This is a genomic window from Amycolatopsis sp. ATCC 39116 (genome assembly GCF_000231075.2).
Classification (GTDB): domain Bacteria; phylum Actinomycetota; class Actinomycetes; order Mycobacteriales; family Pseudonocardiaceae; genus Amycolatopsis_E; species Amycolatopsis_E tucumanensis.
Genome location: NZ_AFWY03000017.1, coordinates 91,093 through 117,092 on the forward strand (window position 1 = coordinate 91,093; position 26,000 = coordinate 117,092).

Consider the following 26,000-nt stretch of genomic DNA (forward strand, 5'->3'; position numbering starts at 1 on the left):
GCCGAACGGTAAGGAGCCGGGGGAGGGCGCGGCAAGGAGTTCCGGCCGATCGCAACGTCGGTTGCGATGGCGGCAACCGCGGTCCTGACCAGCGCCGTTACCCCTGGTTTACGCTACGGCCGTGAGTTCGGACGGTCGGCGCGCCACCGCGGGTGCGCGCAACCAGGGCCACGGCCTGCGCCGGGACATCGATCTGCTGGAGGCGCTGGCGTCGGAGGAGGCCCAGCACGCCGGCGGTCTGGGCGTGGTCCGCCTGGCGCACCTGGTCGGCCGCGAGAAGAGCCAGGTGTCCCGTGCGCTGAAGGCGCTCGCCGAGGAGGGCATCGTCGAGCGCGACCCGGACACCCTGGAGTACCGGCTGGGCTGGCGGCTGTTCTCCCTGGTCGCGCGCACGGTCGAAGACCGGCTGCTGCGTGCCGCGGAACCGGCCATGCGCTCGCTGTCCGGCGAGCTGGAGGAGACCGTCCACCTGTGCGTGCTCCGCGACAACCAGGTGCTCACGCTGCTGTCGGTGTCCGGGCACTCCTTCCGCGTGCAGGGCTGGGAAGGCCGGGGCGTGCCCGCGCCGTGCACGTCCGCTGGCCGGGTCCTGTTGCAGGACGCCACACCGGACGATCTGTATGTCCGGTTCGGACTGCGGGCCGACCTCGGCGACGGGTGCCCGCGGTCCGAGGTGCGCACGCTGCCCGACCTGTGGTTGCGAATCCAGCGGGGCAAGCGCGACGGCTACGCCGCCGTCCGCGAGGAGTTCGAAGAGGACCTCGTCGGGGTTTCCGCGCCGGTGCGGGACTTCCGCGGCCGTGTGGTCGCGGCGCTCAACGTCTCCGCCCCCAAGGACCGGTTCGGCGCGCGGCTGGACGAGGCCGGCCGGATCACGGCACGGGCGGCCGGGGCGGTCTCGGAGCAACTGGGCTGGCGGATGCGCCCCGTCCCGCCCGCGTCCCGGCGCTTCACCTGAGGCGGTTGTCCTCACCGCAACTCAGGTTGCGAAACACCGGGATCTCTTGCCCCGCAACACGTCCGGCTCATACGTTGCCTCGCGCCAGGTCAGGGTGTGAGGAGAACAGAATGGACATCGACGCGATCGCCAAGACCGCGGCGGGGGAGGGCGACCTGTTCGTCGGCGGGCACTGGCGGTCCGCGGCCGGCGGCCGGACCTTCCCGGTCTTCGACCCGGCCACCACCGAGCCGGTCCGCGAGGTGTCGGCGGCCTCCGCCGAGGACGCCCGGGCCGCGCTGGGCGTGGCGCAGGACGGGTTCGAGCGGTGGCGGGAGGTGGCGCCGCGGCGGCGGTCCGAGGTGCTGCACGCCGCCTTCGCCGCGATGCACGAGCACGCCCCGGCGCTCGCCCGGTTGATCACCCTGGAGAACGGCAAGGCCTACCGGGACGCGCTCGCCGAGGTCTCCTACGCCGCGGAGTTCTTCCGCTGGTTCGCCGAGGAGGCGGTCCGGATCGGGTCCGGGTTCGCCGACGCGCCCGGCGGCGGATTCCGGCACGTGGTGCGCAAGCAGGCGGCCGGGGTCGCGGCGTTCGTGACCCCGTGGAACTTCCCGGCCGCGATGGCCACGCGCAAGATCGCGCCCGCGCTGGCCGCCGGCTGCTCGGTCGTGCTCAAACCCGCGCCGGAAACCCCGCTCACCGCGCTGGCGATCGCCGGGTTGCTCGCCGAAGCCGGACTGCCCGCCGGGGTGTGCAACGTCCTGCCCACCGACCGGGCCGCCGACGTCGCCGGCGTGTGGCTGCGCGACGAGCGGGTGCGGAAGTTCTCGTTCACCGGATCCACCGCCACCGGCCGGGTCCTGCTGCGGCAGGCCGCCGACAACATCGTCAACGTCACCATGGAGCTCGGCGGGAACGCCCCGTTCATCGTGTGCGCCGACGCCGACGTGGACGCCGCCGTGCGCGGCGCGATGGACGCCAAGATGCGCGGCGGTGGCGAGGTGTGCATCGCCGCCAACCGGTTCTACGTGCACGCCGATGTCGCCGAGGAGTTCACCGCCAAGCTCGGCGAGGCGATGGCGGCGGTCCCGATCGGACCCGGGCTCGGCGACGGGGTCGGCCTCGGGCCGATGATCAACCAGGACGCGGTGGACAAGATCGCCGGTCTGGTCGCCGACGCCGTCGCCCGTGGCGCCACGATCGCGGCGCAGGGCCCGCGGCCGGACGGGCCCGGGTGGTACCACCCCGCGACCGTGCTGGCCGGCGTGCCGGACGACGCGGAGATCATGCGCACCGAGGTGTTCGGCCCGGTCGCGCCGATCACCACCTTCACCGGCGAGGCCGGCCTGCTCGCCCGCGCCAACGACACCGTGCACGGTCTCGCCGCCTACGTCTACTCGGCCGACCTGGGCCGTGCCCTGCGGATCGCCGACCGCCTGGAGACCGGGATGGTCGGCGTCAACCGGGGCCTGATCTCCGACCCGGCCGCGCCGTTCGGTGGCGTGAAGCAGTCCGGACTCGGCCGCGAGGGCGGCCGCGAAGGGATCGACGCCTTCCTGGAGACCAGGTACCTGGCCGTGGACTGGCCGGCCTAGCCCCGCATTTCCCCCATCCCCACGAGAACAGGACGGATCATGGCAGCGTTGCCCGATACCGACACCGGCGGCTCCGTCACCGACGAGCGCGGCCGGCGGCGACTGCGCACGAAACTGATGCTCGCCACGCAGGTGGGCCAGGGCATCGACGGCTACATCCTCGGCGGGATCGGGGCCGCGATGCCCGCGATCGTCGCCGACATGCACATGTCGGACTGGACCGCCGGCCTGATCGGCGCGTCGGCGCTGGTCGGCATCTTCGTCGGCGGGCCGCTGTTCGGCTGGTTCGCCGACCGCTTCGGCAGGCGGATCGTGTTCCTCACCGACATGATGATCTTCCTGATCGGCTCGATCGCGCAGTTCTTCGTGGACAACGCGTGGCAGCTGTTCGTCATCCGGCTGGTGATGGGCATCGCGATCGGCGGCGAGTACGCGATCGGCGCGCCCCTGCTGTCGGAGTACGCGCCACGGCACAACCGCGGGCGGCTGCTGGCCAGTCTCGAGGTCAGCTGGTACGTCGGGTTCATGCTGGCCTTCGCGGTCGGCTACGCCCTGTCCGATGTGGACGACGGCTGGCGCTGGACGCTGGGCAGCAGCACGCTGATCGCGCTGGTGTGCGTGGCGCTGCGCGGCGGCATCCCGGAATCCGCGCGGTGGCTGCTGAGCAAGGGCAGGCGCGCCGAGGCCGAGGAGCTGATCCGCCGCTACGGCATGGACGTCGACGTGGACACCGAACTGGCCGACGGCGAGCGGCGCAACAGCCTGCGCCTGCTGTTCACCCGCCGCCACCTGCGCAGCACCGTGTTCGCGAGCACGTTCTGGGCGGCGCTGGTGCTGCCGTACTTCGCCATCGGCACGTTCTCCCCGCAGGTGCTGGAGGCACTCGGCCTCGGCGACGCGCTCGCCGGTTCGCTGGCCAGCAACGCGCTCGCGGTCCTGGGCGTGACCGCGGGGTGCCTGCTGGTCGAGCGCATCGGCCGCCGCAAGCTGCTGATCCCGCCGTTCTGGATCACGGCGGCGGCGCTGGCGCTGATCGGGTTCTGGCCCACCGCGCCGATCGCCGTGGTCGTCGTGTGCTTCCTCGTGTTCGCGTTCCTGAACGCGGCGTCCAGCGCGCTGACGGCGGTGTACCCGCTGGAGGTGTTCCCGACCGCGATCCGCACGACCGGGGTCGGGTTCGCGACCGCGATGAGCCGGGTGGGAGCCGCGATCGGCACCTTCCTGCTCCCGGTGACGCTCACCCACCTCGGCGTTGGCCCCACGATGCTGATCGGCGCGGGAGTGCTCGCCGCGGGCGGCCTGCTGTCGCACTTCCTCGCCCCGGAGACCGCCGGGCTCGAACTGAGCCACGCCGCACGCGCGGCGACCGAGGCGAGCAACCGGTAAGCGCGCTCACGCCTCTCGGGTTGCAGTGCCCGGCGCGGGGCGCCGCCGATCACCTCGGCGGCGCCCCTGCCGCGCGAGAACATGCCGCTCGCCAGGGGCGGTCTGCGGCGGACCACGGCGCAGGGGCGGCGCCGGCGCGGTCAGAGCCGCAGCGCCATGCCGACCGATGCCGGCGCCGTCTCCTCGAAGCCGTACTTGGCGTAGAGGTGCCGAGCGTCGCCGTCGGCGATGAGCGAGACGTAGGCCGAGCGCGGCGCCCGCTCGCGCAGGTGGTCCACCAGCGCCGCCATGATCTTCTTGCCGACGCCCCGCCCCTGGTGCTCGGGCAGTACGCACATGTCGACGATCTGGAATGCGGTGCCACCGTCGCCGATGACGCGGCCCATCCCGATCGGACGGTCACCGTGGTAGGCGACGACCGCGAACCACGATCCGGCCAGGCCCGCCGTCGCCGCCACCGTCGACTTCGGACTCAGCCCGGCGCCGACGCGCAGGCGCTGGTACAGCTCGACCGCGGGCGTCTCGGCCCGCACCGCGTAGTCCATCAGGACCCCGCCTCGTCGGTGCGGGCCCCGGCGAGGACGGCGTCCAGCAGGCCCGGGTAGCGCGCGTCCAGGTCGTCGCGGCGCAGGGTCAGCAAGTTCTCCCGCCCGGACGGCTCCTGGATGATCACGCCGCTGTCCCGCAGCACCCGCCAGTGGTGGGTCATCGTCGACTTGGCCGGGACGCCGATTTCGGTCAGGACGCTGGTGCAGTTGTGCTCGCCGCCGCCGGCCAGCACGCGCACGGCGGCCAGCCGCACCGGGTGGCCCAGCGCGGACAGCACCTCGTCGACGCGGATCTGGTCGCGCTCCGGATGACGGTACTTCACCGTACTACCGTACCGCAAAAGTCGAACAATCCTCTTGCTTGCCGGCCCTACTGTACGTAATTATGCGTACGATCGTACTTTCGAACCTGGAAGGTGTGCTTCCGCATGTCCGCTCTTCCGAGACCGGCCGCCGGGCCGCGGCTGGGCTGGGTGCTGGCCCTGCTCGCGCTCGCGCAGCTGATCTACTCGCTGGACCTCAACATCGTGTTCGTGGCCCTGCCCGAAATCGGCGCCGACCTGGGCTTTCCCGGTCAGACCCAGCAGCTGGTGGTGAGCGCCTACGTCGTGTTCGCCGGCGGGTTCCTGCTGTTCGGCGGCCGGGCCGCCGACCTGCTCGGGCGCCGCCGCGTCTTCGTGCTGGCACTGGCCCTCTACGCGGTCTCGTCGCTGGCCGGCGGGCTGGCGCCGACCCCAGCCACGATCATCGTCGCCCGCGCGGTGCAGGGGATCGGCGGCGCGCTGCTGCTGCCGTCCACCCTGTCGCTGATCAACACGTTGTTCCCCGAGGGGTCGCAACGCAACCGCGCACTGGCCGTGTGGGGTGGCGCGGGTGCCAGCGGGCTGACCATCGGCGCGCTGCTCGGCGGTGTGCTGACCGAGAACTTCGGCTGGCCCGCCGTCTTCTACGTCAACGTGCCGCTGGCCGGTCTCGTGGCGCTGGCCGCGCTCGCGGTGATCCCGCGCGACCCGGCCGGCGGGCCGCGCCGGCGCTTCGACCTGCCCGGTTCGCTGACCGTCACCGGGGGCGCGACGCTGCTCGTGTTCGCGCTGGTGCAGGGCCCCGAGCAGGGCTGGGGCAGCGGGCTGGTGCTCGGCGCGTTCGCGCTGTCCGCGGTGCTGCTGGTGGCGTTCGCGGTGATCGAACGGCGCAGCGCGGACCCGCTGATGCCGTTCCGGTTGTTCGGCAACCGCAGCCTGACCATCGGCATGAGCGTCACGTTCATCTACATGGCCACGTTCGGGGTGCTGCCGTACTTCCTGACCGTCCTGATGCAGAGCGTGCACGGCTACAGCGCGCTGCAGACCGGGCTCGCGTTCCTGGTCCCGTCGCTGGCGATCGCGACCGGCACCCAGCTCGGCGAGCGGCTGACCACGCGGATCGGCCTGCGCACCACGCTCGTGGGCGGCTTCGCGGTCGGCGTGGTGGGCACGGCGGTGATGGCGATCGGGTTCGACGCCGGCGCCGGGTACGGGCTGCTGGTGCCCGGGCTGGTGGTGTCCGGCGTCGGCCAGGGCGTCGTGTGGACGGCGATGTGGATCGCTGCCGCCACCGGCACCGCGGCGGCCGAACAGGGCGTGGCGAACGGCATCGCGTCGACGGCGTTGAACATCGGCAACGCGATCGGCCTCGCCGTGTTCACCGCGCTCGCGGACATCGGCACCGACGGCAAGACCGGCGAGGCCCTGCGTGCCGCCACCGCGGACGGCGAGTTCCTGGTCGTGCTGCTGACCGCCGCCGGGATGGTGCTCGGGCTGCTGGTCAGCCTCGCGCTGGCGCGCAAACCCGCCGCGCCCCTGGCCGAACCGGTCGCCGCGCCGTGAGCGACCCGGGCAGGGCGGGGCCGCCGCCCCGCCCGGGTTCCCGGCGACTCAGGCGGTCGTGCGGGCGTAGTGCTCGGCGATCTCGTCGCTGGTGGTGAGCCAGACGTCGTCGTGGCTCGCGATGTAGGCCAGCGCCTCGTCGAGGTAGCGGGCGCGGAACGGCTGGCCGATGATGAACGGGTGCAGCGGGAGCGCCATGACGCGGCCGCCGCTCGCGGAGTCGGCGTAGAGCTGGTCGAACTGGTCCTTGACGATCTGCAGCACCTCGGGGCCGGTGAACCCCCGGGTGATGAACATCAGCAGGTCGTTGACCTCGACCGTGTAGGGCACGCTCAGCATGCCGGGCACGTTCAGCCGGTACGGCTGGTCGTCGTTGGTCCAGTCGAGCACGTAGCTCAGGCCGAGTTCGGCGAGCAGCCGTGGCGTGTCGAAGGTTTCGGTGAGGCCGGGGCCCATCCAGCCCTTCGGCCGCAGGCCGGTCGCCTTCTCGATGGTGGTGACCGCGTCGGTGAGGATCTCGCGTTCCTCGTCCGCACCGAGGTTCGCGTGCAGCCGCGAGTTGGTCTGGCCGTGCACGAGCCAGGCCCAGTCGCGGGCCCGGCCTGCCTCGATCACCTGGGGGTAGTGCTGCGCGACCTCGGAGTTGAGCAGCGCCGACGCGCGGATCCCGTGCCGGTCCAGGATGTCGATGACCCGCCAGATGCCGACGCGCAGGCCGTAGTCGCGCCACCCGTAGTTGAGCGCGTCGGGCACCAGCGTGTTCGTGGACGCCCAGATGCTGGTGGACGGCTTGTCGACGTGGAAGTGCTCGATGTTGAGACCGACGTAGAACGCGAGGCGGGCCCCGTCCGGCCAGGCGATCGGCTCCCGCTCGGTGATCGGCTGGTAGTCGAAGAGTTCCAGGCTCATGCGGCCAGGGTGCAACGTTGCCACTAGTGGAAGGGTCAAGCCGCGGGATGTGATCGTGCTCGCTTCCGGCATCGGGCGCTGCCGGCCGGGATCAGCCGGGCAGGCGGCCGCCGCATTCGCGGACCAGCGTTGCCATGATCTCGCGGTCCGCGGGGGACACGTGGTCGGCGTAGTAGGCGTACAGGGTTTCCCGCGCCAGCCGGGACGCCAGCAGGCCGTCGCGGTCGGAGATGGCCGCGAACACCGCCCGGTGGTGGCGGATGGACTGCAGCATGAGCGCCGTCTGGTCGTCGGCGTCGAGGATCGTCTGCTGGATCAGCTTGAGGATCGCCTCGCGGGTGACGTCGCCGTAGACCTGCACCAGCCGGTTGCCGCCGGCCTCGGCGATGAGCTCGTGGAACTCCAGGTCGGCCTGGCTGAACTCGGCGTAGCCGCGGCTCATGCACGCCCGCATCCGCGCCATGTTCCGCTCCAGCGCGAGCAGTTGCTCGTCGGTGCGGCGGGCGGCCGCGAGCAGGTTCGCGGAGGCGTCGGCGATCATCCGGAACTGGACGAGCTCGGCGAGCCCCAGCGCGCCGCCCGAGGTGAGCATCGCGATCGAACGGCGCACCGGTTCGACCGACAACGGCAGGATCAACGGCCCGCGCGGATCCCGCGGCTGGGACTTGACCAGGTCCATGTTCTCCAGCACCCGCAGCGCCTCCCGCACCGAGGCGCGGCCGATCCCGAACTGCTCGACCAGTTCCCGCTCGCTCGGCAGGCGATCACCCGGCTTGAGCTCCCCGGAGGCGATCGCGTTCTGCACGTAGTCGACGACGCGCTGGAAGAGCCGCCCGTTGGTCGCGCTGGTCTGGCTGCCCACCCTCACCCCTCCCGGCCGGTGCGCTGCGGATTCCCCGAGGATACCGGCCGGGAGGTGGGAGCGTGCCCGGTCAGCGGGGCAGCACGCCGGCCGTCACCGGGGAGCGAGCCGGGCCAGGCCGGTCATCAGGGAGCGCTCCGGGTCGCCGATCTTCGCCGGGTCCACGTCGGTGACCCGGTCGGCGATGCGGCGCCCGATCTCGGCGGTGTCCCCGCCCATGCCGGGCCCGGCCAGCGCGGGCAGTTCGGCCAGCACGGACGCCGCGGCGGCCTCCAGCGCCAGCGCGCCGTCCCGCTCGCCGAGACCGGCCAGGCACAGCGCCGCCGACAACGCCGCCGCGGCCGGGTTCGCCCAGCCCTTGCCCGCGATGTCCGGCGCCGAGCCGTGCACCGGCTCGTACATGCTCGGCGCGTTGCCACGCGGGTTGTGGTTGGCGCTCGCGGCGAGCCCGAGCCCGCCCTGGACGGTGGCGCCGAGGTCGCTGAGGATGTCGCCGAACAGGTTGTCGGTGACCACCACGTCGAACCGGCCCGGATCCATCGGCAGGTGCAGGCACATCGCGTCGGCGTGGACGTAGTCGTGCTCGACGTCCGGGTACCGGGTGGCGACCTCGTCCACGACGTCCTGCCACAGCTGCCCGGCGTGCACCAGGATGTTCTTCTTGTGGCACAACGTCAGCCGCTTGCGCCGGGCGGAGGCGAGCCGGAACGCGAACTCCACCGTCTCGGTCGTGGCCGGGACCGTGGTGATCGAGTTCTGGATCGCCACCGCGTTCGGCGTGCCCGCGTGCGAGATCGAGCCGCCGCCGGTGTAGAGGCCCTCGGTGTTCTCCCGGATGATCACCAGGTCGCAGTTGTCCGGCGAGACACCGGCGATCGGGCTCTCGACACCCGGGTAGAGGCGCACCGGCCGGATGTTGACCGACTGGGCGAACGCGACCCGCAACCCGACGATCAGTCCGCGTTCGAGGACGCCCGGTGTGACGCGGGGGTCGCCGACCGCGCCGAGCAGGACGGCGTCGTGCCCGCGGAGCGCCTCGATCGACTCCTCGCCGAGCGCGACGCCGGAGCGCAGGTAGGCCTCGGCGCCGAGGTCGAACTCGGTGGTCTCGACCGCGAAGCCGTACCGGTCGGCGGCGGCCCGGACACCGGCGAGCGCGGCCGCGGTGACGTCGGGCCCGATGCCGTCGCCGCCGATGACGGCCAGGTGGTGGGTGCGCATGTGCTGCGGTTTCTCCTTGAGGTGGGGGATCAGTCGTGCAGGGCGAAGTCGCGCCAGGTCTTGCCGCCGGCCGGCTCGACGTCCACCCACAGCGCCGTGACGCAGTGCGGGCAGACGTAGGCGACGGCCGCGAGGTCACCGTGGACCTCGACGCGGGCGCCGAGGTCGTCGGCGCCGAGCACGACCCGGCCCGCGATCGCCTCCCACCCGCCGGTCAGGTCGCCGAGCACCTGCCCGCAGTGGCGGCACGACCCGGTCAGCCCGTCGGCGGTCCGGTGCGTCACGAGCGCCGCGCCCCAGATGCCGGTGGGCTCGCCCGGCGCGGCCACCGGTTCGGTGCGCGGTGCGGCCATCCGGCTGCGACGGGACTCCCGGATTTCGGCCCGCCGCGCGTCGGTGGCCGCCTGGTCGACCTCGCCGTCTCGCAGTTCCACCCCGTAGAGGCGGGCGGCGGATTCGACGGTCACCGCGCCGGATTCCACGTCGGCGGCGACCTTCGCCGGGTCACGCAGCAGCGGATCGCCGTAGCCGCCGCCGTTCTGCACAGTGCACTCGAAGACGTCGCCGTACGCGATCCGGGCGGCCGGCGCGACACCGGGCAGCACCTGGTGGTCGCCGTCGAGGTCGGTCAGCGCGACGACGGGGGCGCCGCTGCCGAGGCGGTCCAGCGCGCCCGCGCCGGTCACCCGCTCGAAGCGCGCGCAGGACCCGGGCAGACCGCCGAACAGGCCGGTCCGGTTCGGCAGCGCGACACCGTGTGTGCCGAGCACCCCGGTGACCTCCTGCGTGTCGATCGGGGTCAGCGCGAACTGGATCCCGTTGCCACCACGGAAAGTCCCGGCGCCACCGGAGTCGGGCACCATGCGGCGCCACAGGTACAGCAGCGGGTGGCGCATCTCCTGCTGCTCCACGTCGGTCGCGCCGCCGGAGAGGATGACCATCGCGCCACCGGCGTCGACCCCGTCGCGGAAGGAGAACGCCGGGCCGCCCCACAGCAGCGAGTCCATGTACATCGAGGCGAACGGCTCGCCGTGCTGGTCGACGCCGCCGAACTGGTTGAGCTGCCAGGACCCGTCGGACGGGCCGAACGCGTAACCCTCGTACTTCTCCGAGAACGACAGCATCTTCGCGATCGCGCCACCGGCGGAGCAGGTCGCGGTCCAGTTCGCGCCCGCCGCGCCGCCGGAGACCGGCATCGGTTCGACCGCCGTGACGCACAACCCGTCCGGCGCGGTCACCTCGACCGGCCGCATCAGGCCGTGGTTCCACGGGATGTCGGACCCGAAGGTGATCAGCATCAGCGTCGCGACCGCGCCGAGCAGGCCGCCGCGCGTGGTCATGCCGTAGGCCGGCGACTGCGGGCTCGCGGCGGAGAAGTCGAACACCAGCCGGTCACCGGTCTTCTCCAGGCGGCACGGCACCTGCAGCAGCTCGATGCCCTCGCCACCGTCCGGACGGTCCAAATAGGACGTGTGCTCGTACACGCCGTCCGGCAGCTCCCGGAGCAGGGCCCGCAGGTCGGCCTCGGAGTTGTCGAGGGTCTTCTCCATCGTGGCGCGGACGGCGTCGGCGCCGTAGCGGTCGCACAGCTCGTGGAAGCGCTGCTCGGCCACGCGCAACCCGGCCAGGAACGCGCGGAAGTCGTTGGCGACGGTGTCGTGCATGCGGGAGTTGAGGACGATGGTGTCCCACAGCTCCTGGTTCAGCACGTCCTTGCGCACGATCCGGCCCGGCGGGATGCGAATGCCTTCCTGGAACACGTCGGTGGCGGTGGTGCACCAGCTGCCCGGGTCCATCCCGCCGAGGTCGACCTGGTGGGCCATGCAGCCCAGCCACGCCACGATCTCGCCGTCGCGGAACACCGGCTTGCAGAACTGCACGTCGTTCTGGTGCATCGCGGCCAGGTACGGGTCGTTGATGATGAAGACGTCCCCGGGCTCGATGTCGTCGTAGCGGTCCAGGAACACCTCGATCGCCATCGCCCCGGTGTAGATGGGGGTGAGCAGGTAGGTGCCGATGATCGCCATCTCACCGGCGGCGGTGTAGATGCCGAAGTTGTAGTCGGTGGCGTGCACGACGGGGGAGCCGGACACGTGCTCGACGGTGGTCCCGCCCTCCGAGTTGATGGACCAGAGCTTGTGCCGGATGACCTCGTAGGTGACCGGGTCGACGGTGGTGGTCATGCGTTGTTCTCCTTCCCGGTCAGCGGTTCTGGATGATGATGTCGCCGAAGCGGTCGACCTCGGCGTCCTGCCCTGGCCCGATCACGACGGTGGTGTCGCGGAGTTCGACGATGGCGAGGCCCTCGATGCGCAGCCCGTCGTGCAGGTGCTCGGCGCGGTAGACCGCGGCGTCGCGCCACTGGCCGCCGGAGAACACGCGGCGCGTGCCCGGTTCGGCGCCGCCCGCCTTGCCGAGTGCGCCGGTGTCGAACTCGGCGCGCGGCACGGGACTGGTGGCGACCACCCGGAACGTGGTGATCTCCACCCCGCCTTCCAGGAACGCGGCGCCCTTGCCGAAGCGGCCCTCGTAGATCTCGACGAACCGCTCCACCATGGCGTTCACATCGGCCGGGGTGATCCGGTCCGCCTCGACCGGCACGGTGAGCACGTGGATCTGGGCGCGGAACCGGATCTCCACGAACTTCGCGAACGTGATCGAGTCCTCGGCCGCGCCCGCGGCGATCAGGTCGCGCCGGGCGCGGGCGGCCAGCTCGTCGAACGTGGCGTTGAGCTCGTCCGGCGCCAGCGCGGTGGCGTGGTCGGTGGTGCCCGGCGGTGTCTGCAGCGGCTTGGACAACTCCTCGACCATGGTCAGGTCGGAGCAGCCGATGCCGAAGGCGGAGTGCACGGACGCGGTGAGGGGCACGACGATCTGCGGGCAGCCGAGCTCGGCGCCGTAGGAGAAGGCGTGCAGGGGACCGGCGCCGCCGTAGGCGAACACGGCGAAGTCGGCCGGGTCGTAGCCCTGCTCGACGGTGACCTGTCGGACCAGGTCCGCCATCCGGGCGTCCACAATGGTCTTGATGCCTTCCGCGGCCTGCTCGATCGTCAGACCCGCGGGCTTGGCCACGTGCTCGTCGATCGCGGCGCGGGCCTTGTCCACGTCCAGGGTGAGCCTGCCGCCGAGGAAGTTGTCCGGGTTCAGGTAGCCCAGCACCAGGTCGGCGTCGGCCACCGTGGGACGGGTGCCGCCCCGGCCGTAGCACGCCGGGCCTGGGCGCGCGCCTGCCGACTCCGGGCCGACCTGCAGGACGCCGTTGCGGACCGAGGCGATCGAGCCCGCCCCCGCGCCGATCGCGCGCACCGCGACCGACGGCAGGGCGAGTTCGTCGCGGCCGATGAGCGTCGTGTTCGACATGACCGGCCGCCCGTCGAGGACCAGCCCGACGTCGAAGCTCGTGCCGCCCATGTCGGTGGTGACGATGTTGCGGTACCCGTTGCGCGCGCCCGCGAACTGCGAGGCGACCACCCCGCCGACCGGGCCGGACATGACGGTGGCCGCGGCCCGCTTCTCGACTTCGGCGAAGGTCGCCAGCCCGCCGTTGGACTGCATGAGCAGCGGACCCGTCTTCAGGCCCGCCTTGGCCAGGGTGTTCTCGAACGAGTCCAGCGAGGTCTTCAGCACCGGGCGCAGGCTCGCGTTGACGGCGGTGGTCAGCGTGCGCTCGTACTCGCCGATGCGGGGCAGGAACTCCGAGGACAGGGTGACCGACGCGCCCGGCGCCTCCTCGGCGATGATCTCCGCGACGCGCTTCTCGTGCACGTCGTTGGCGAACGACCACAGCAGGGACACCGCGAACACCTCGGCGCCCGCCTCCTGGAGGCGGCGCACCGCGCGGCGCACGTCGTCTTCGTCCAGCGGGCAGACGACGCGGCCGGCGTAGTCGATGCGCTCGGTGACCTCGGCGATGAGGCGGCGCGGCACCGCGGCAGGCTGCTTGACCAGCGTGCGGAAGCGCTTGATGTCGTCTTCGTCCAGGCCGGTGGCCTTGAAGCCGCGCATGATCGTGAGCGTGTCGCCGAACCCGCGGGTCTGGATGAGCCCGACCTTGCGGCTGCGACCCTCCAGCATCGCGTTGGTGGCGACGGTGGTGCCGTGGGCGAACACCTCGACGTCGGCCAGCAGCTGTTCCAGCGGGACACCGCGTTCGTCGGCCGCGAGCACGAGGGTGTCGAGCACGCCCTGCGCCGGGTTGTCGGGCACCGTCGAGGACTTGTAGCGGCCGACGGCGCCGTCCGAGTCGATCACGACGGTGTCGGTGAAGGTGCCTCCGATGTCGGAGGCCACGTAGTAGCTGGGCATCCCGGCGTTTCACTCCTTTGTGCGCTGACGGGGACCGTCGGGGTCAGGACGCGTCCTCGGCCGCCGATGTCTTCTTCTGCTCGAGTTCGGTGATCGTGGCTTCGATGTGGGCACGCGCGAGCCGCTCGGCCGCCTGGCCGTCGCCTGCCTCGATGGCGTCGGCGATGGCGGTGTGCTCGGCGATCGCGCGGATCGCGCTCTCCGGCCGCACCAGCGCGACCGGCGCGAACACCTGCGCGGTCATCCGCAGGATCGGCAGCTGGCCGATCACGAAGTCGTTGCCGGACAGGTGGATGACGTGCTCGTGGAAGTCCACATTGGAGTCGGTGTAGTCGCGCGGCGCCCACGGGTCCACCGCCGCGCGCTGCACCTCGATGGCCCGGCGGAGCTGGCGGATCAGGCCACCGCCCCGGTTGTTCTCCGCGGCCAGCCGGGCGGCGAGACCGTCCACCACCGCGCGCAGCTGGTAGGCGTCCAGCAGCGTGTCCAGGTCACCGGTGATGACCTGGGCGCCTTGCCCGGCGGTGACCTTGACCAGGCCCTCCTGCTCCAGGACGCGCAGCGCCTCGCGCAGCGGGGTGCGGCTGACACCCAGTTCGGCGGACAGGTGTTCCTGCCGCAGCCACGACCCGGTCGGGTAGCGGTGGGTGTAGATCCGCTCCCGGATGATCGCGGCCGTTTCGTCCACGAGCGGGATGCGCGATGGCGCTCCCGCCCGGTCCTCTCGTCTGGCCAACGCTCGCCGACCTTCCTTGCTCGACGGCTGGATACAGCGCCGTCAGACTGGCCGATGGGCACCGGCTCGTCAAGCCCGGGGCATCGACATTCACCCGGTTCGTGCGAGTAGGCGCAGCTCAGAGCGTCTTTTTTCGCGACAACTTGACTCGCCGACCGGCGCTGGTTCATGCTCGTGGCATCACGAGCTGGTCCGACCAGCAGTCGATCGCCGGTGTTGCCGACCTGGCTGGCAAGACCTGGGACGACGACGTCCAGAGGAGAATTTCCGATGAGTTCGCATGCGGGCTTCGCGCTGCCCGAGTTCCCGTCCGGACTGCCGGTCGGCCCCGGGTGGGTCACCGGCGCCGGAACCGCGCCGGTGGTGTTCCCCTACGACGGATCGGTGGTCGCGCACGCGCCGGTCGGATCGGTCGGCGACGCCCACGCCGCCCTCGACGCGGGTGCGGCCGCGGTGAAACCGGCCGGCAAGCTCACCTCGGCGGTCCGCCGCGCGATCCTGCTCGACGTGGAGGCCGCGCTCCGGGCGCACGAGGCGGAGCTGGTCGACCTGCTCATCGCCGAGACCGGCAAGACCCGCGGCGACTGCGAGGTGGAGTTCGCCCGGACGGTCTTCACCTGGTCGGCCGCGGCCGAGGAGGTCGCCCGCATCCACGGCGAAACCGTGCCGCTGGACCTGCAGCCCTCCGGCGCGGGGATGATCGGGTTCTGGACCCGCCGTCCGATCGGCCTGGTCGTCGGCATCGCCGGGTTCAACGGCCCGCTCCTGCTCGCCAGCCACAAGATCGCGCCGTCCATCGCCGCGGGCTGCCCGGTGATCTGCAAGCCCGCCCCCGCCACGCCGCTGACCGCGCTGTGGCTGGCGGACCAGGTCCGGCAGGCCGCCGCCCGGCACGGGGCGCCGCCGGAGATCGTGCAGGTCATCACCGGCGACGCCGAGGTCGGGCACACGCTGGTGACCGACCCGCGCGTGGCGGCGGTGTCGTTCACCGGTTCCGCCGCCGTCGGGCACCGGATCGCACGCGACGCCGCGCCGCGGAAGGTCCTGCTGGAACTGGGCTCCAACGCGGCGCTGGTGGTCGACACCGACGCCGACCTCGACAAGGCCGCCGACGCCGTGCTGCGCGGCGGCTACTACTTCAACGGCCAGGCCTGCATCGCCGTGCAACGCGTGATCGTGTGCGAGCCGGTGCGCGAGGAGTTCGTCGGCAAGCTCACCGCCCGCATGGGCGAGCTGACGGTCGGCGATCCGCGCGACCCGCGGACCCGGGTGGCGCCGCTGATCAACGAGGCGGCGACGCGGCGCACCCTTGACTGGATCGAGCAGGCCGAGCAGGCCGGGGCGAAGGTCCTGCACGGCGGCCGGGTGATCGACCGCACCGTCGAGCCGACCCTCCTGCTCGACGTGCCGGAAACCGCCGACGCGTGGTGCGAGGAGATCTTCGCCCCCGTCGTGGCGATCCGGTCCGTGCCCGACCTCCCGGCGGCGCTGGACCTGGTCAACCGGTCCCGCTACGGCCTGCACGCCAGCGTGTTCACCCGCTCGCTCGCCACCGCGTTCGCCGCCATCGAGGAACTCGAGGTCGGCGGAGTGGTGATCAACGAGGTGCCCGGTTTCCGGTCCGACATCATGCCCTACGGCGGCGTGAAGGACTCCGGCATCGGCCGGGAGGGACCGCGCTTCGCGATCGAAGAACTGACCGTCACCCGCATGGCCGTGATCCGGCCGGAATGAGCGAGACCATGACCGACTACACCACGCTGTTCCGGCTCGACGGCAAGCGCGCGCTGCTGATCGGGGCCGGCGGGATCGGCCGCGAGGCCGCGCTCGCGCTCGCCGCCCACGGCGCCGAGTTGATCTGCGCCGACAAGGACCCGCTCACCGCGAAGGCGACCGCGGCCGACACCGGCGGCGAAGCGCTCGAACTCGACATCACCGACGCGGCGGCCGTGCACCGGGCCGCCGCCGAACTCGGGGACCTCGGCGTCGTGGTCCTCACCGCGGCGACCAACGTGCGCAAGCGCATTCTCGACTACGCGCCCGAGGAGTTCGACCGCGTCGTCGCGCTCAACCTCAAAGCGACCTTCACCGTGCTGCAGGCGTTCGGCCGCGGGATGGTGGAGCGCGGCCGCGGCAGCATCGTGGTCTTCTCCTCGGTGCGCGGGTTCGTCGTCGAACCCGGCCAGTCGGTGTACGCGGCCACCAAGGCCGGCGCGATCCAGCTCGTCAAGACCGCGGCCGCCGAATTCGGCGAAGCCGGCGTCCGCGTCAACGCGATCGCCCCCGGCGTGGTGGAAACCCCGCTGACCGACCAGATCAAGAACGACCCCGGCTGGTACCGGGCCTACGCCACCAAAAGTGCGCTCGGCCGCTGGTCCCAGCCCGGCGAACTGGCCGGAGCCGTCGTGTTCCTGGCCTCCGACGCGGCCGCCTACGTCACCGGATCGACCGTCATGGTCGACGGTGGCTGGACGGCCGTGGACGGACGTTTCACCCCACCGGCCTGACCCCCAACCCCCCGGGAGAACCCATGTCCGGCAACACCGGCGTTGCCGACCACGACGAGCTCGCGCGGACCACCCTGCGCAAGGTCACGTGGCGGCTCGGCGTTCTGCTGTTCTTCGTCTACGTCCTCAACTACCTCGACCGCACCAACATCTCCATCGCGAAGCTGAAGATGCAGCCGGACATCGCCTTGAGCGAAACGGCTTTCGGCCTCGGCGCGGGCTTGTTCTTCGTCGGCTACGTGCTCTTCGAAGTGCCCAGCAACATGATCCTCTACCGCGTCGGCGCCCGGTACTGGATCGCCCGCATCATGTTCACCTGGGGCCTGGTGTCGATGGCGATGTTCCTGGTCCGCGACGAGTGGAGCTTCTACGCGCTGCGGTTCCTCCTCGGCGTCGCCGAAGCCGGCCTGGTGCCCGGCGTGATCCTCTACCTCAGCCAGTGGGTCCCCGCGGTGCGGCGGGCGCGGCTGATCAGCGTCTTCTACATCGCCGTGCCGGTGTCGACGGTCATCGGCGCGCCGCTGTCGACCTGGCTCATGGGGTTCACGCCGTGGGGCCTGACCGGCTGGCAGTTCATGTTCCTGGCCGAGGGTTTCCCGTGCCTGGTCATGGCGTTCGTCGTGGTGCGGTACCTGACGGACAAGCCCGCGCAGGCGACGTGGCTCAGCGAGCGGCAGCGCGCGTGGCTGGTCGCGGAGCTGGAGCGGGAGGACAAGGCCAACTCCGCGGGTGGGCACCGCGCCGGCTCGCTGCGTGCGGCGGTGCGCGACCGGGGTGTGCTCGGCATGTCGTTCGCGTTCTTCGCGATGATCATCCCCCTGTACGCGATGGCGTTCTTCCTGCCGACCATCGTCCGGCAGATGGGGTCGTTCAGCACCGGGCAGATCGGGTGGCTCACCGCGATCCCGTACGTGTTCGCCGCGCTCGCGATGTGGTTGCTGGCGCGCAATTCCGACCGCACCGGGGAACGCACCCGCCACTACGTGGTGCCCGCGCTGGCCGGCGTCGCCGGGCTCGTGCTCGGCGCGCTGAGCCTCACCGGATCCCCGCTGCTGGCGCTGACCGGGTTCACGCTCGCCGCGATCGGCTGCATCTCCACGCTGCCAGTGTTCTGGGCGCACGCGCCGTACCTGCTCAGCGGCCCGGCGACGGCCACCGGCATCGCGTTCATCACCGCGGTCGGCAACCTCGCCGGGTTCGTCTCGCCGTACATGGTGGCGCTGATCAAGGGCGACGGCCCGGGACAGGGCAACAGCAGCGCCGCGGTGCTGGTGACGGCGGTCTTCCTGACCGGTGCCGCGGTCACGATGGCCGGCGTCGGCCGCCGGATCCGCAGGCGTTCCGGTGTGGCCGCGGGCGCCCCCGCCACGCAACCGTCCGCGAACACCTGACCAACCCCTACCACCGGTCGGCGCGGCCCGCGACTGCCACGAGCGGTCGCGGGCCGCGGCGACCGGCCTGACCCCTCGCCACCCCGACCGGTTGACGGAGAGCCCAGTGACCACCCAGACCACCACCGTGTCCCTCGACGACAAGTACACCGCCGAGCGCGGGCGGGTCCTGCTGTCCGGGATCCAGGCCCTGGTGCGCCTGACGCTCGAACAGCGCCGCCTGGACGCCGCCCGCGGGCTGTCCACCCGCGTGTTCGTCTCCGGCTACCAGGGTTCGCCGCTGGGCGGGGTGGACCTGGAGATGGGCCGGGCCGCGCGGTTCCTCGACCCGGCTGGCGTGGTGTTCCGGCCGGGCGTCAACGAAGAGCTCGCTGCGACCGCCGTCGCGGGCACGCAGCTGCTCGACCAGCTGCCCGGGCGGCGGCACGAGGGGGTCACCGGGTTCTGGTACGGCAAGAACCCCGGCCTGGACCGGGCCGCCGACGCGATCCGGCACGGCAACATCTCGGGCACCGCGCCGCTCGGCGGGGCGGTCGCCTGGATCGGCGACGACCCGGCGAGCAAGTCCTCGACGGTGCCGAGTTCGTGCGAGCCGATGATGCAGAGCCTGTCCATGCCGCTGCTCGCACCCGGCTCGGTGGCCGAGATCGTCGAGTTCGGGCTGCACGCGGTCGCGCTGTCCCGCGCGAGCGGGTTGTGGACCGGGCTGAAGATCGTGGCCGACATCGCCGACGCCTCGGCGACCGTGGACGTGGCCGACCTGCGGGCCGGCATCCCCGAGCCGGCACGCCGCGAGCGCGGCCCGTTGCCGACCCTCCTCGGCCCGGCGGCGCTGGACGCCGAATTCGACATGCTCACCCGACGCCTGGACCTCGCCCGCGCCTACGCCCGCGACGCCCGGCTCAACCGGGTGGTGTTCACCGCCGCTTCCGCCCGCTTGGGGATTCTCGCCTCCGGCACCGGGTTCGCCGTCCTGCAGTGCGCGCTCGACGACCTCGGGCTGGACGAAGCGGCGCTGGACGCGCTCGGGCTCCGGCTGATCCGGCTCGCCATGCCCTTCCCCCTCGACGACCAGGAACTGGTCCGGCTGACCGAAGGCCTGGACGAGGTGCTCGTCGTGGAGGACAAGGTGCCCTTCCTGGAAGGCCACCTGAAGGAGGCGCTGTACCGGCGGCCGGGCGCGCCGAATGTCGTGGGGCGGCGGGACGAGACCGGGCGGCCGTTGCTGACCGCGCGGGGACAGCTCGGCGCGGAAGAGGTCGCCCAGGCCGTGGCCGCCCGCATCACGGCGGTGATCGGCCCGGACCGGCTGCCGCGCGCCGCGGTCGCCCACCTGGCCGCGATCCGGCCCCGGCGGCCCGCGCGCATCGGCGTGCCCCTGGCCACCGGAAAGCGCACGCCGTACTTCTGCTCGGGCTGCCCGCACAACACCTCCACCCGCGCGGCCGACGACACGCTCGTCGGCGCGGGCATCGGGTGCCACGTCATGATCACCCTCGACGGGGCCGGCCGCGGCAGGCAGATCGGGCTGACCCAGATGGGCGGGGAGGGCGCCCAGTGGATCGGGCTGGCGCCGTTCACCGGCGACCGGCACTTCGTGCAGAACCTCGGCGACGGCACCTTCCACCACTCGGGCTCGCTGGCGATCCGCGCCGCGGTCGCCGGTGGTGTCACCATGACCTACAAGCTGCTCTACAACGACGCCGTCGCGATGACCGGCGGCCAGCAGGTCATCGGGCGGCTGTCCGTTCCCGAGCTCACCCGGCTGCTGGCCACCGAGGGCGTGCGGCGCATCGTGGTCACCACCGACGACCCCGGCAAGTACCGGGGCGTGGCGCTGGACCCGATCGCGTCCGTCCGCCACCGCGACGACTTCGCCGAAGCCGAAGCCGAACTGGCCGCCGTCGACGGCGTCACCGTGCTCATCCACGACGACCAGTGCGCGGCGGAGGAACGACGGCTGCGCAAGCGCGGCAAGCTGCCCACACCCGCGGAAAAGGTCGTGATCAACGAGCGGGTCTGCGAGGGCTGTGGTGACTGCGGCGACGTCTCCACCTGCCTGTCGGTGCAACCCGTGGACACCGAGTTCGGCCGCAAGACCCGCATCCACCAGGCCTCCTGCAACTCCGACTTCTCCTGCCTGAAGGGCGACTGCCCGTCCTTCCTGCTCGTCGAGCCGAGCGCGCAACGCCGCGCGCTGCCTGGGGAACCGCCCGTGGCGCTCGTCGAGCCGGAGCCGAAGGTCACCGGCACCGAGACGCTGCTGCGGATGCCCGGAATCGGCGGCACCGGCGTGGTGACCGTGTCGCAGATCCTGCAGATGGCCGCGCACCTGGACGGCAAGTTCGCCGCCGGGCTGGAGCAGACCGGTCTCGCGCAGAAGGGCGGGCCGGTCACCTCGGACGTCCGGATAGGCAAGCAACCGGTGCGCGGCTCACTGCGCGCGTCACGCTCCACAGTGGACGTCCTGATCGGCTTCGACCTGCTCGGTACGGCAGAGGAGTCCACGTTGGCCACGGCGCGCGGCGGCCGCACCATCGCGGTCCTGAACACCTCCGTGGTGCCGACCGCGGCGATGGTGACCAACCGCGTCGCCGTGCCGGGCAGCGTCGACGACCTGCTCGCGCGCGTCGCCGAGGCCACCACACCGCAGGCGAACCTGCACCTGGACGCGCAACGCCTGTCCGAATCGCTGTTCGCCGACCACATGCCCGCCAACATGCTGCTCGTCGGCGCCGCCTACCAGCACGGCTGCATCCCCGTCGCGGCGGCCGCGATCGAGCAGGCCATCCGGCTCAACGGCGCGGCCGTGGACAAGACCCTCGCCGCGTTCCGCTGGGGACGCGCGGCCGTCGTCGACCCGGAGGCGGTGTTCGCCGCGGCGGGCGCCAGTCCGGAGCCGGCGGATGCCGGGTTCGAAGCGGCGCTCGCCACCCGGATCGCCGATCTCACCGGCTACCAGAACGAGGCTTTCGCCCGTGCGTACGCCGAGGAGGTGCACCGCGTCGTGGACATCGCGCAGGCCCGCGCCGGCGACGCCGCCGCTGAGCGAGTCGGGCTCGCCTACGCCCGTGGCCTGCACAAGCTCCTGGCGTACAAGGACGAGTACGAGGTCGCCCGCCTCCACCTCGACCCGGCGGAGAAGGCGCGGCGGGAGGCCGAGTTCGGCCCGGACGCCAAGGTGTCGGTGATGCTGCACCCGCCGGTGCTGCGCGCGCTGGGGATGAAGCGGAAGATCCGCCTGCGCGGGCGCACCGCCGAGGTGGCCTTCCGCGGCCTCCGGGCGGCGCGGAAGCTGCGGCACACGCCGTTCGACGTGTTCGGCTACGCCGCGGTGCGCAGGACCGAGCGGCAGCTCGTCGGCGAGTACCAGGCCCTGGTGCGGGACGCGCTGACCCACCTGACCCCGGCGACGCTGGACGCGGTGTGCGAGATCGTCGCGCTGCCCGACCTGGTGCGCGGCTACGAGGACATCAAGCTCGCCAACGTGGCGAAGTTCCGGGCCCGCGCGCGTGACCTCCTGGCCCACCTGCCGGAGGGAGCGGTGTGCGACCAGTAGCCCCGTGCTCGGCGGTGCTGCGGCTGGACGTCATCGAGACGCCCTACGCGATCGCCCGGGTCACCACGATCCTGACCGCCCGGCGGTTCGACGTGCTCACCCTGGACGTCGGCGCCCCGGCGGGCGGCCGCCGCCGCATGACGGTCGAGCTGGCGGCCGGGGACGATGCGGAGGTGCGCCGGGCGGTGAAGTACCTGCACCGCTCGCCGGACGTGCTCAAGGTCGTCCACCTGCCCGACGAGGAGTCGCACGCCCGGCGCGCCGCGTTCGTGGTGATCGACGCGCCTGCCCACCGGCTGCCGGAGGTCGTCACCGTCGCGCAGGCGATGTCGGCCGAGATCGTCGAGGCAGGCCACGGCCGCTGCACGCTGTTCCTGGCCGCCGAGCCGGACCGGGTGGCCGAACTCGTGACCGCCCTCGGCGACTTCCCCGTCCGCGACGTCGTGCTCTCCGCGCCCGTGCGCACCCGGACGCTGCGGCGCCCCGGGGAGCACGGGCGCGCCGGTCAGCCGGGCACGATGCTGAACGCCCGGATCTTGCGGTAGATCGTCGCCCGGGACATGCCCAGGTCGGCGGCCGCGCGTTCCTTGTTCCCGTTGTTCGCCGCGAGGCTGCGCACGATCGCGTCGCGCTCCAAGACCTCCAGGCGGGTCAGCTGGCGCCGGGTGACGGTCCGGCACTCCGCGGGCAGGTCGTCCACCTCGATCACGCCGGCGCGGCGCCGCCGGGAGACCTGGGCCAGGACGTCGTCGAGTTGCCGGACGTTGCCGGTCCACGGCAGCCGCATCAGCTGCCGCAGGCACGCGTCCGACACCTCCAGATCGCGGTTGCCCGCGTGGCGGGCCAGCAGGGCGGGCACGAGGTGGCGCACGTCCTCGATCCGGTGCCGCAGCGGCGGCACCTCGACGGTGTGCGCGAAGAACGGCATCAGCCAGTTGTGGATCTCCGTTCCGCGCGGGTCCTCACCCACCGTGACCGCCACCCAGGCCGGCGCCTCGTCCGGCGGAGCGGCCTGCCAGGTGGTGAACAACTCGGTGAGCCGCCGCATCCCCTCCTCGGTCAGCGTGTCGGCGTGGCGCAGGATCACCGCCGGTGAGTTGCCGCAGCCGGCCTCGTCGGCGAGGGCGTGCGCCCACGCCTCGTAGTTGCCCACCGGAGCGCAGTCCAGCACGACCTGGCGGCCCGGCGCGTGACGGCGGGCCACGGCCTGCGCGAGGGCCGTCTTGCCCGTCCCGCCCTCGCCGGTCAGCACCAGCCAGTTCCCGCCGGTGATGCTCGCCTCCGCCGCGGAACACGCCTGCCGCCACACCGGGCTGCACCCGGCCAGCCCGGGCAGCCGCACGTCGGCGGGACCGGAGGCGCGCCGCGGCACGGCCTGGTTCTTCACCCGGAACAACCCGCCGACCAGCGTCGAACCGTGGTGCACCGGGCGGTACTCCAGACGGGCGACCACACCGGAGGGCAGGTCGGCCAGGACCGTGGCCGGGGTGGGCGATCCGGCGACATCGGCCGTGTGGGTGATCAGCGCCGCCCGGTCCGCCGCGTCGTACAGGTCCTGGGCGTGGTTGTTCACCATCACCACGTCCTCGTTGACGGCCAGGATGGCGCCCGAGCCGCGCCGGCAGGAAGCCAGGTACTCGCGGAACAGCGCCAGCTCACGGGCCCCCGCACCGGCGAGCATCGCTTCCTCGATCCGCTTCGCGGTCGTGCGGGCGAGGGTCAGCAGCAGCGGGCCGGGCGTGCCGGTCCACGACGTGAGATCGAGTACTCCGACCAGGTGACCGCGGATCGGGTGGTGGATCGGCGCGCCGGCGCATTCGAAGGTCGCCAGGCGGCTGTTGAAGTGTTCGAAGCCGGACACGAGCACGGGTTGCTGGCATTCGAGTGTCGTGCCGATCCCGTTCGTCCCGATCGACTCCTCCGCGTAACTGAAACCGGGGGCGAGGCAGATCCGGTCCAAACCGGAGTGCAGCGCGCGGTCCGGGCTGGAGCGGCTCACCACGAGACCGTCGGCGTCGGTGAGCAGGATGGCGACCGGGTGATCGGACAGTTCGGACGTCAGGTTGTCCAGGATCGGTTTGGCGCTGCGCAGCAGGAGGCTGTCCTCGTCACGGTCGGCGACGAAGATCGGATCGGGCTCGTCGGCGTCGATCCGGTGCTCCAGCGCGCGCCGCCACGACGCCGAAATGATCTCCCGCACGCCCGCCAGTTCGGGCACCGGCCGGGACAGGAACTTCTCCCGGGCCGCGCTGACCTGCGATTCCGACTGGTGTCCTGGCCTCGTCACCACCGTCTCCTTTGACGTCGAATGCTGTGGTCACCGGGCTGACTCCACCCACGACAACCCATCGTGGCGGAGATCGTGCAGTGTCTCGGTCTCACATTGAGACAGAACTCACCTGCGAAGCGCAACACACTCTCCCCCGTCAGTGACGACTGCCGGGCGGCGAGACCCGGCCCGAGGAGGCTGAATTGAGCAGGCAGAGTCTCACCAAGGCGCACAACAAGATCACCGAGCTGTCCTGGGAGCCCACCTTCGCCACACCGGCGACCCGGTTCGGCACGGACTACACGTTCGAGAAGGCCCCCAAGAAGGACCCGCTCAAGCAGATCATGCGGTCCTACTTCCCGATGGAGGAGGAGAAGGACAACCGCGTCTTCGGCGCGATGGACGGCGCGATCCGCGGCAACATGTTCCGGCAGGTGCAGCAGCGCTGGCTGGAGTGGCAGAAGCTGTTCCTGTCCATCATCCCGTTCCCGGAGATCTCCGCGGCGCGGGCGATGCCGATGGCCATCGACGCGGTGCCGAACCCGGAGATCCACAACGGACTCGCGGTGCAGATGATCGACGAGGTTCGCCACTCCACGATCCAGATGAACCTCAAGAAGCTGTACATGAACAACTACATCGACCCGGCGGGGTTCGACATCACCGAAAAGGCGTTCGCGAACAACTACGCGGGCACCATCGGCCGCCAGTTCGGCGAGGGGTTCATCACCGGTGACGCGATCACCGCGGCCAACATCTACCTGACCGTGGTGGCCGAGACCGCGTTCACCAACACGCTGTTCGTCGCGATGCCCGACGAGGCCGCCGCCAACGGCGACTACCTGCTGCCGACCGTCTTCCACTCGGTGCAGTCCGACGAGTCCCGGCACATCAGCAACGGCTACTCCATCCTGCTGATGGCCCTGGCCGACGAGCGCAACCGGCCGCTGCTGGAGCGCGACCTGCGCTACGCCTGGTGGAACAACCACTGCGTGGTGGACGCCGCGATCGGCACGTTCATCGAGTACGGCACCAAGGACCGCCGCAAGGACCGCGAGTCCTACGCCGAGATGTGGCGCCGCTGGATCTACGACGACTACTACCGCAGCTACCTGCTCCCGCTGGAGAAGTACGGCCTGGTAATCCCGCACGACCTGGTCGAGGAGGCGTGGAACCGGATCACCAACAAGTTCTACGTGCACCGGGTCGCGCAGTTCTTCGCCACCGGCTGGCCGGTCAACTACTGGCGCATCGACGGCATGACCGACGCCGACTTCGAGTGGTTCGAGGACAAGTACCCGGGCTGGTACAACCAGTTCGGCAAGTGGTGGGAGGCCTACAACCGGCTGCGCTACCCGGGCCGCAACAAGCCGATCGCGTTCGAAGAGGTCGGCTACGAGTACCCGCACCGCTGCTGGACCTGCATGGTGCCCTGCCTCGTCCGCGAGGACCTGGTGGTCGACAAGGTCGACGACCAGTGGCGCACCTACTGCTCGGAAACCTGCGCCTGGACCGACAAGGTCGCCTTCCGCCCCGAGTACGAGGGCCGGGAGACCCCGAACATGGGCCGGCTCACCGGCAAGCGCGAGTGGGAGACGCTGCACCACGACCGGGATCTCGCCGACATCGTCAAGGACCTGGGCTACGTCCGCGACGACGGCAAGACGCTCATCCCGCAGCCGCACCTGGACCTGGACGACCCGAAGAAGCTGTGGACGCTCGACGACCTCCGCGGCATCCGGTTCGCCAGCCCGAACGTCACGCTCAACCAGATGACCGATCAGGAGCGCGAGGAGTGGGCCGCGGCCTACCGCGCCAACCCGAACGTCACGGTCGCCTGACGGCCTGAGGACCCGCGGACGGCGGTGTGCCCCCACCGCCGTCCGCTCCCCGGAGAATCGAGAGAC

General features: G+C 71.7%; 19 protein-coding genes. 10 read left to right on the forward strand and 9 right to left on the reverse strand.

The genetic code is table 11. From position 1 onward, the window contains the following. Positions 1–121: 121 nt before the first annotated feature. The 3 genes from AMY39116_RS0319535 (at position 122) to AMY39116_RS0319545 (ending at position 3,921) form a co-directional block, all read left to right on the forward strand. Positions 122–958 carry an IclR family transcriptional regulator gene (locus AMY39116_RS0319535; RefSeq protein WP_020419327.1) on the forward strand — a complete coding sequence of 279 codons (837 nt, stop codon included), beginning with the start codon at positions 122–124 and terminating at the stop codon, positions 956–958. 110 nt (positions 959–1,068) lie between these two features. After that, positions 1,069–2,535 carry an NAD-dependent succinate-semialdehyde dehydrogenase gene (locus AMY39116_RS0319540; RefSeq protein WP_020419328.1) on the forward strand — a complete coding sequence of 489 codons (1,467 nt, stop codon included), beginning with the start codon at positions 1,069–1,071 and terminating at the stop codon, positions 2,533–2,535. Between the two features lie 39 nt (positions 2,536–2,574). Continuing rightward, complete coding sequence (locus AMY39116_RS0319545) at positions 2,575–3,921, forward strand: MFS transporter (RefSeq protein WP_027936063.1); 1,347 nt, start codon at positions 2,575–2,577, stop codon at positions 3,919–3,921. 140 nt (positions 3,922–4,061) lie between these two features. Here the strand turns inward: AMY39116_RS0319545 and AMY39116_RS0319550 are convergent, their stop codons facing one another. Then, the gene (locus AMY39116_RS0319550) at positions 4,062–4,466 is read right to left on the reverse strand and encodes a GNAT family N-acetyltransferase (protein WP_020419330.1); all 405 of its coding nucleotides are present in this window, start codon (positions 4,464–4,466) and stop codon (positions 4,062–4,064) included. Next, positions 4,466–4,792, reverse strand: a complete 327-nt coding sequence (locus tag AMY39116_RS0319555; RefSeq protein WP_020419331.1) for a helix-turn-helix transcriptional regulator — start codon at positions 4,790–4,792, stop codon at positions 4,466–4,468. Before AMY39116_RS0319555 ends, AMY39116_RS0319550 begins: the two co-directional genes overlap by 1 nt. Positions 4,793–4,897: 105 nt before the next feature. Between AMY39116_RS0319555 and AMY39116_RS0319560 the strand changes: the two genes are divergently transcribed. Further along, complete coding sequence (locus tag AMY39116_RS0319560; protein ID WP_020419332.1) at positions 4,898–6,334, forward strand: MFS transporter; 1,437 nt, start codon at positions 4,898–4,900, stop codon at positions 6,332–6,334. Positions 6,335–6,382: 48 nt separating this feature from the next. Here the strand turns inward: AMY39116_RS0319560 and AMY39116_RS0319565 are convergent, their stop codons facing one another. The 6 genes from AMY39116_RS0319565 to AMY39116_RS0319590 form a co-directional block, all read right to left on the reverse strand. Beyond that, the gene (locus AMY39116_RS0319565) at positions 6,383–7,243 is read right to left on the reverse strand and encodes a polysaccharide deacetylase family protein (protein WP_020419333.1); all 861 of its coding nucleotides are present in this window, start codon (positions 7,241–7,243) and stop codon (positions 6,383–6,385) included. A gap of 91 nt (positions 7,244–7,334) precedes the next feature. Beyond that, entirely contained in the window at positions 7,335–8,105 is a 771-nt protein-coding gene (locus AMY39116_RS0319570; RefSeq protein ID WP_020419334.1) for a FadR/GntR family transcriptional regulator, read from the reverse strand. A gap of 93 nt (positions 8,106–8,198) precedes the next feature. Continuing rightward, the gene (locus AMY39116_RS0319575) at positions 8,199–9,326 is read right to left on the reverse strand and encodes a 3-isopropylmalate dehydrogenase (RefSeq protein ID WP_020419335.1); all 1,128 of its coding nucleotides are present in this window, start codon (positions 9,324–9,326) and stop codon (positions 8,199–8,201) included. A gap of 29 nt (positions 9,327–9,355) precedes the next feature. After that, positions 9,356–11,509, reverse strand: a complete 2,154-nt coding sequence (locus AMY39116_RS0319580; protein WP_020419336.1) for a hydantoinase B/oxoprolinase family protein — start codon at positions 11,507–11,509, stop codon at positions 9,356–9,358. 19 nt (positions 11,510–11,528) lie between these two features. Beyond that, on the reverse strand, positions 11,529–13,631 hold the full coding sequence (locus tag AMY39116_RS0319585; protein ID WP_020419337.1) for a hydantoinase/oxoprolinase family protein: 2,103 nt from the start codon (positions 13,629–13,631) through the stop codon (positions 11,529–11,531). 43 nt (positions 13,632–13,674) lie between these two features. Then, the gene (locus AMY39116_RS0319590) at positions 13,675–14,319 is read right to left on the reverse strand and encodes a GntR family transcriptional regulator (protein WP_020419338.1); all 645 of its coding nucleotides are present in this window, start codon (positions 14,317–14,319) and stop codon (positions 13,675–13,677) included. A gap of 318 nt (positions 14,320–14,637) precedes the next feature. Between AMY39116_RS0319590 and AMY39116_RS0319595 the strand changes: the two genes are divergently transcribed. From AMY39116_RS0319595 to AMY39116_RS0319615, 5 genes are all read left to right on the forward strand, one after another. Then, positions 14,638–16,101 carry an aldehyde dehydrogenase family protein gene (locus AMY39116_RS0319595; protein WP_020419339.1) on the forward strand — a complete coding sequence of 488 codons (1,464 nt, stop codon included), beginning with the start codon at positions 14,638–14,640 and terminating at the stop codon, positions 16,099–16,101. Then, complete coding sequence (locus AMY39116_RS0319600; RefSeq protein WP_020419340.1) at positions 16,098–16,874, forward strand: SDR family NAD(P)-dependent oxidoreductase; 777 nt, start codon at positions 16,098–16,100, stop codon at positions 16,872–16,874. The genes AMY39116_RS0319595 and AMY39116_RS0319600 overlap by 4 nt, the downstream gene beginning before the upstream one ends. Before the next feature lie 23 nt (positions 16,875–16,897). Then, positions 16,898–18,265, forward strand: coding sequence for an MFS transporter (locus AMY39116_RS43245; protein ID WP_020419341.1), 1,368 nt, complete (start codon positions 16,898–16,900; stop codon positions 18,263–18,265). Between the two features lie 106 nt (positions 18,266–18,371). After that, the gene (locus tag AMY39116_RS0319610) at positions 18,372–21,824 is read left to right on the forward strand and encodes an indolepyruvate ferredoxin oxidoreductase family protein (RefSeq protein ID WP_020419342.1); all 3,453 of its coding nucleotides are present in this window, start codon (positions 18,372–18,374) and stop codon (positions 21,822–21,824) included. Continuing rightward, on the forward strand, positions 21,812–22,369 hold the full coding sequence (locus AMY39116_RS0319615) for a hypothetical protein (RefSeq protein WP_235716174.1): 558 nt from the start codon (positions 21,812–21,814) through the stop codon (positions 22,367–22,369). The genes AMY39116_RS0319610 and AMY39116_RS0319615 overlap by 13 nt, the downstream gene beginning before the upstream one ends. Here AMY39116_RS0319615 and AMY39116_RS0319620 read toward each other — a convergent pair. After that, positions 22,330–24,111, reverse strand: coding sequence for a sigma-54-dependent Fis family transcriptional regulator (locus AMY39116_RS0319620; protein WP_020419344.1), 1,782 nt, complete (start codon positions 24,109–24,111; stop codon positions 22,330–22,332). The two genes, AMY39116_RS0319615 and AMY39116_RS0319620, sit on opposite strands and share 40 nt — an antisense overlap. Before the next feature lie 185 nt (positions 24,112–24,296). Here AMY39116_RS0319620 and AMY39116_RS0319625 point away from each other — a divergent pair, with 185 nt between their 5' ends. Next, a complete protein-coding gene (locus AMY39116_RS0319625; protein ID WP_020419345.1) occupies positions 24,297–25,934 on the forward strand; it encodes a methane monooxygenase in 1,638 nt (545 codons plus the stop codon). Positions 25,935–26,000 lie beyond the last annotated feature (66 nt).

Excerpts from the sequence above, each read along its gene's own strand:
- AMY39116_RS0319540 (WP_020419328.1), top strand. The coding sequence starts at position 1,069 with ATGGACATCGACGCGATCGCCAAGACCGCGGCGGGGGAGGGCGACCTG.
- AMY39116_RS0319545 (WP_027936063.1), top strand. The coding sequence starts at position 2,575 with ATGGCAGCGTTGCCCGATACCGACACCGGCGGCTCCGTCACCGACGAG.
- AMY39116_RS0319550 (WP_020419330.1), bottom strand. The coding sequence starts at position 4,466 with ATGGACTACGCGGTGCGGGCCGAGACGCCCGCGGTCGAGCTGTACCAG.
- AMY39116_RS0319560 (WP_020419332.1), top strand. The coding sequence starts at position 4,898 with ATGTCCGCTCTTCCGAGACCGGCCGCCGGGCCGCGGCTGGGCTGGGTG.
- AMY39116_RS0319565 (WP_020419333.1), bottom strand. The coding sequence starts at position 7,243 with ATGAGCCTGGAACTCTTCGACTACCAGCCGATCACCGAGCGGGAGCCG.
- AMY39116_RS0319575 (WP_020419335.1), bottom strand. The coding sequence starts at position 9,326 with ATGCGCACCCACCACCTGGCCGTCATCGGCGGCGACGGCATCGGGCCC.
- AMY39116_RS0319580 (WP_020419336.1), bottom strand. The coding sequence starts at position 11,509 with ATGACCACCACCGTCGACCCGGTCACCTACGAGGTCATCCGGCACAAG.
- AMY39116_RS0319585 (WP_020419337.1), bottom strand. The coding sequence starts at position 13,631 with ATGCCCAGCTACTACGTGGCCTCCGACATCGGAGGCACCTTCACCGAC.
- AMY39116_RS0319595 (WP_020419339.1), top strand. The coding sequence starts at position 14,638 with ATGAGTTCGCATGCGGGCTTCGCGCTGCCCGAGTTCCCGTCCGGACTG.
- AMY39116_RS0319600 (WP_020419340.1), top strand. The coding sequence starts at position 16,098 with ATGAGCGAGACCATGACCGACTACACCACGCTGTTCCGGCTCGACGGC.
- AMY39116_RS43245 (WP_020419341.1), top strand. The coding sequence starts at position 16,898 with ATGTCCGGCAACACCGGCGTTGCCGACCACGACGAGCTCGCGCGGACC.